Origin of the sequence: uncultured Rikenella sp., assembly GCF_948810725.1 — a bacterium.
Lineage (GTDB): Bacteria > Bacteroidota > Bacteroidia > Bacteroidales > Rikenellaceae > Rikenella.
The window spans coordinates 1-4,155 of the sequence record NZ_CAQIVA010000081.1 but is presented as its reverse complement, the minus strand read 5'-3'; the positions used below and the strand labels follow the sequence as shown (position 1 = coordinate 4,155).

The 4,155-nt window shown below is 59.4% G+C and carries 3 protein-coding genes; all 3 read right to left on the bottom strand.

Annotated elements, in window-relative coordinates:
• Nucleotides 1-769 precede the first annotated feature (769 nt).
• The 3 genes from Q9S52_RS10515 to Q9S52_RS10505 all read right to left on the bottom strand — a co-directional run bounded on the left by Q9S52_RS10515 (nucleotide 770) and on the right by Q9S52_RS10505 (nucleotide 3,650).
• Nucleotides 770-1,102 (bottom strand): hypothetical protein, encoded by a 333-nt coding sequence (locus tag Q9S52_RS10515; protein ID WP_304709079.1) that lies wholly within the window; start codon nucleotides 1,100-1,102, stop codon nucleotides 770-772.
• Nucleotides 1,103-1,524: 422 nt separating this feature from the next.
• On the bottom strand, nucleotides 1,525-2,133 hold the full coding sequence (locus tag Q9S52_RS10510; protein WP_304709078.1) for a hypothetical protein: 609 nt from the start codon (nucleotides 2,131-2,133) through the stop codon (nucleotides 1,525-1,527).
• Between the two features lie 245 nt (nucleotides 2,134-2,378).
• The gene (locus Q9S52_RS10505; protein ID WP_304709077.1) at nucleotides 2,379-3,650 is read right to left on the bottom strand and encodes an anaerobic sulfatase maturase; all 1,272 of its coding nucleotides are present in this window, start codon (nucleotides 3,648-3,650) and stop codon (nucleotides 2,379-2,381) included.
• Nucleotides 3,651-4,155 lie beyond the last annotated feature (505 nt).

The following is a 4,155-nucleotide window of genomic DNA, read 5'->3' as shown; positions in this document are numbered from 1 at the left end:
GTTTTTTCGGCTTCTTTTGTGAACAAAAGGAACAGTTCGAGGCGGGTCAAAGCTCGACCGCGCGCGACAGCTGGAGATAGGAAATCATTCAAACGCGTGTTTCGCGTTTGAATAAGATTTCCGCCAGTGCGCGGACAGAGAATGGGGGTAGAGGCTGCCAGTTGAAATGCGCCAGCATTTCCCGTCCACGGGACGTGGGGCCCGCGCGGCCCGAGCGCAGTCTTCTCAAACTAAAACGCGCGCCCCGCCTAAAGAAGCGATTCAGCTATTTCGGCGGCGAGTCGAAATAGAATGAATCGCGCAGGCGCGCGAAAAAGTTCGATTCCGCGCAAAGCTCTGTCGCCCGCCTGCCTAAAGAGGGGTTTCGCTCGTTTTGCGGTAAGCAAAATCGAGATGAAATCCCAGCGGGCGACGGTCAACGTGGCGGAGCCGTAGTGAGACGGACATCGGTCAGTGCTTTGGACAGTGCTTCAGCGACTCGCAGAGTCGCGCAGTTCGCCGCCACCCCACGCGGCGGGCTGCAACTCGACGGAGCTCGTTGCATTCACCGCTGGCGGCGACCCGCTTAAACTAAAAGCGACAAGGCCGAACTCAACAGAATGGGGCGTCGAACAAGGCACTGCTTCTACGGCTCGCAGAGCCGCGCGGGCCGGAGCCACCCCCGGCGGAGGCCCGCAACTCACGTTGCTGTAGGCCCCGCAGGCTTCGGCCCACCCAAGAGAGTAGGGTAGTCCCAGCCCCTTGCCCACCGCGTGCCTCTCGTCCTCGTTTATTCCGAGAGGCAACGCAACTGAAAACCGTGGGCGCGGCTGCTCGCGAAGCTGGGACTGAGGCTCGTCACGTTGAAATCCAAGTACACCCCATTGCTGCCGCTCACCGACGACGAATAGCTGAACCCGTGGTTGCCGACGCTCGCCAGAGCGCCCAATCGCCCGTTACTGCCTGCGTCGCGGTAGCCCGGGGCGGGGTACCAGGCCAGCGGGGTTCCCGCGGTGCCGTCGTCCGTTACCTTGTAGAGACGACCGTTGGTGGCTTTGTAGTTCCCGGCGCCGTATTTTTCACCGGGAGCCCCATCCGAGTAGTACGGGAAGGTACCGGTCAAAGGCTGATCGAGGTCGGTCGCCCGCGTAAAGTCAGACCAAAAGAGTAGAGGCTGCTCCTTGGGGTAGTTCCAGCCAGTATTCGAGTGCCGAGCGGCACCGTTTATTCCGAGAGGCAACGCAACTGAAGACCGTAGGCGCGGTAGTGCGCGAAGCTGGGAGGAAGCCACACCACGGAGAAACTCAAGTCCAGGCCGCTGATGCCGCTCGTGGCGGAAGACCAGCTGTACCCGTCGTTGCCGACGGCGAGCAGCGCGCCCGTATCCCGATCGCGGAAGCCCGGGGCGGCGCTCAGTGCCCCGAGCCAGATAAAACGAGCCAGATAAAACGAATCAGATAAACCGAGCCGGATAAAATGAAAAAGCCGGATAAAACGAAAAAACGGGCCGCCCGTTCCCGGCGCCCGTTTTGATTCTGTTTTCCGTCAACGTCTCTCTCCCGCTTTCGGTTTCCGTCCCTTCGGCCTGCGTATTACCTGAATCCCCTCCCGCTCCAAGTGCCGATAAAACGTCCGCTCGTTGAGCTCCACCGTTTTGCAAATCTCGCTCACCGACATCTGATTATTCGTGTTGTACATCCGGATCGCGAAATCCAGCTTGTGCATGATCTCCCGATGCGGCCCCTTCGGCCTCCCCGCCGCCCTGGCATCCTCCATCCCCTCCTCCGATCTTTTCGTCCCCCTCGTTCCCCCTGGTCTCGTTCCCAGCTCCATCCCCCTTTTCGAGCGCATCTCCCCCGCGACCCCTCTGTTGAAATCGAGCCACGGTTCGTCCAGCGCCCTGATCGCCGCCCCCTTCCGTTCCAGCCTTTCGATCAGTAGCGCCATCTCCTCCTTGCACCGACAGACATCCGCCGCCCTCGAGACCACCAGCGTATCCCCCCTTCTGAGCAGCCTGAGCAGCCGGTTCAGCTCCTCCGCCCCCGTCGTTTCGAAGAAAATATTTCCGCTCGTGACCCCCGCCTCGATCAGCGCCTCTATTTTCTCCTGTGCCTCCGCATCCCCCGGTTCGAATCTGAAATAACCCCGTATCATACGCTCGCCAAAATTAAACCCTAATCCGTGTTCCCCCGTGTGTTCGGAAAACCGTTCGGTTATTCGAACCCCTCGAATCGAACCGCCTTTCGCCCGGAAACGGTCGCAAGTTAAGCGACATATGTGTCAGTGTTATAATATTTTCTGTCGCAATTATACGTATATCCGCATTTATCGCTACATTTGTAACAATTGATTTCGAATAACCGAACGTTTTTTCGTATACCCCCCTCCCCGGTTAGCCGTTAGAATAGGCCCATCCGTTGCCTCGCCCACGGAATCACCAACGCCGCCGGCTCCCCCGCCTCCAGCAGCTCCCGCATTTTCAGCATGTACGGCTCCGAGTGCCGATAAAACGCCCTGAGCCCCCCGCACAGGGCATTGACCCTCTCCTCCGGATTTCGTTCCGACGGCACGAACCTGTGCTTCGGACACTCCCCCCGACACAAGTGCAGATACCCGCACCTCAGACACTCCGTCGGCAGCGCATTCCGTTTTTCCAGCCCGAACCGGAACTGCTCCCCCGATCCCGCCATCGTTCGTAGCTCCCCCGTCGCGATATTTCCTCGCCTGTACTCCGGATAGACAAAGTGGTCGCACGCATAGACATCCCCATTATGCTCCACCGCCAGCGCATCCCCGCACGTTTCGCAGAACGCGCACAGCCCCGGCCTGACCCCGCACCATCCCGCCAGCGTCGCGTCGAACATCTGGACGAAATAGCTTCCCACATCCCCCGTCACCCACTCGTCGAACACATCGTTCAGAAACCTCCCGTACGCATCCGCCCCCACCGACCACTCCGCCCTGTGCGCCTCCGGATCCCCCGGTTCCACAATCACCTCCCTCGGCCACCCCTCGATCCGTTTCACATGCTCCACCACCGGCAGGAACTGCATGAACCGGCTCCCGATCCCCTTCAGGAAGCGGTAAATCTCCCTCCCCCTTCCCTCGCTTGCCGCCCCCACCGCCGAGAGCGTATTGAACTCCGCCCCCTGCTCCTTCAGCCGCTCAATCCCCCCCATCACCCGGTCGAACGTCGATTCCCCCGCCCGATCCCTCCGGTTCGCATCATGCACCTCCCTCGGCCCGTCGATCGAGACCCCCACCAGAAACTCCTCCTCCGCAAAGAACCTCGCCCATTCGTCCGTGAGCAACGTCCCGTTCGTTTGTATCGAATTTTCGATCCGTTTCTCCCCCCTGTACATTTTTTGGAACTCCACCGCCTTTCGGTAGAACTCCCTTCCCGCCAGCAGCGGTTCCCCACCGTGCCAACAGAACGACACCACCGGCACCTGATTCGCCTCGATATACTGTTTGACGAACCTTTCGAGCAGCTCGTCGCTCATCACCTCCGCCGCATGTGCCTTCGGCGCCAGCCTCGCCTTGTCCAGGTAGTAACAGTACGTACAATCCAGGTTACACGTCGCCCCGACCGGTTTGACCATGGCCCCGACCGCCCTGGGTCCTTTTCGTTTGATCGCATCCGCGAAAGTGAGCGTAGCTTTTTTTCTCATATCTTTGCAAAGATAGGCGTTTCGTCCTTACCTCGAACAGCGTGTCCCTCGTCGCGTGAAGAGGGTTGGGCCGGCGCCTTGCGTATGCGGTTAGACCCGGCCAAAGCATCCCGTAGGGATGCGCTCTGAAGTTTTTTCGGTTCCTTTTGTTCACAACCGACGCTGCCAGCGAGTGCAATGCAAACGTAGTTTGCAAATTGCCGAGCGGCGAGGAGGAACCGAGTAGCGTACCGAGAGCAGAGACCGCTTGCGGGATTTGCCGAGGCAGCACGAGGAAGACGAAGGCAACGCGAAGCCAAAAGGAACAGTTCCCTCAAACCAATCGCGCGCCTCGCCTTAAGAGGGAAATCGTCAAAATGTGCTGGCACGTTTTGACAAGATTTCCCCAGGCGCGCGAACGAAGTTCGACCGCGCGCGATCGCTGAAGAAGGAAATCATTCAAACGCGTGATTCGCGTTTGAATAAGATTTCCGCCAGCGCGCGGACAGAGAATAGGGGTAGAGGC

Bases quoted from the DNA above. Each gene is read 5' to 3' on its own strand.
- Q9S52_RS10510 (WP_304709078.1), bottom strand. From the start codon at position 2,133: ATGATACGGGGTTATTTCAGATTCGAACCGGGGGATGCGGAGGCACAG.
- Q9S52_RS10505 (WP_304709077.1), bottom strand. From the start codon at position 3,650: ATGAGAAAAAAAGCTACGCTCACTTTCGCGGATGCGATCAAACGAAAA.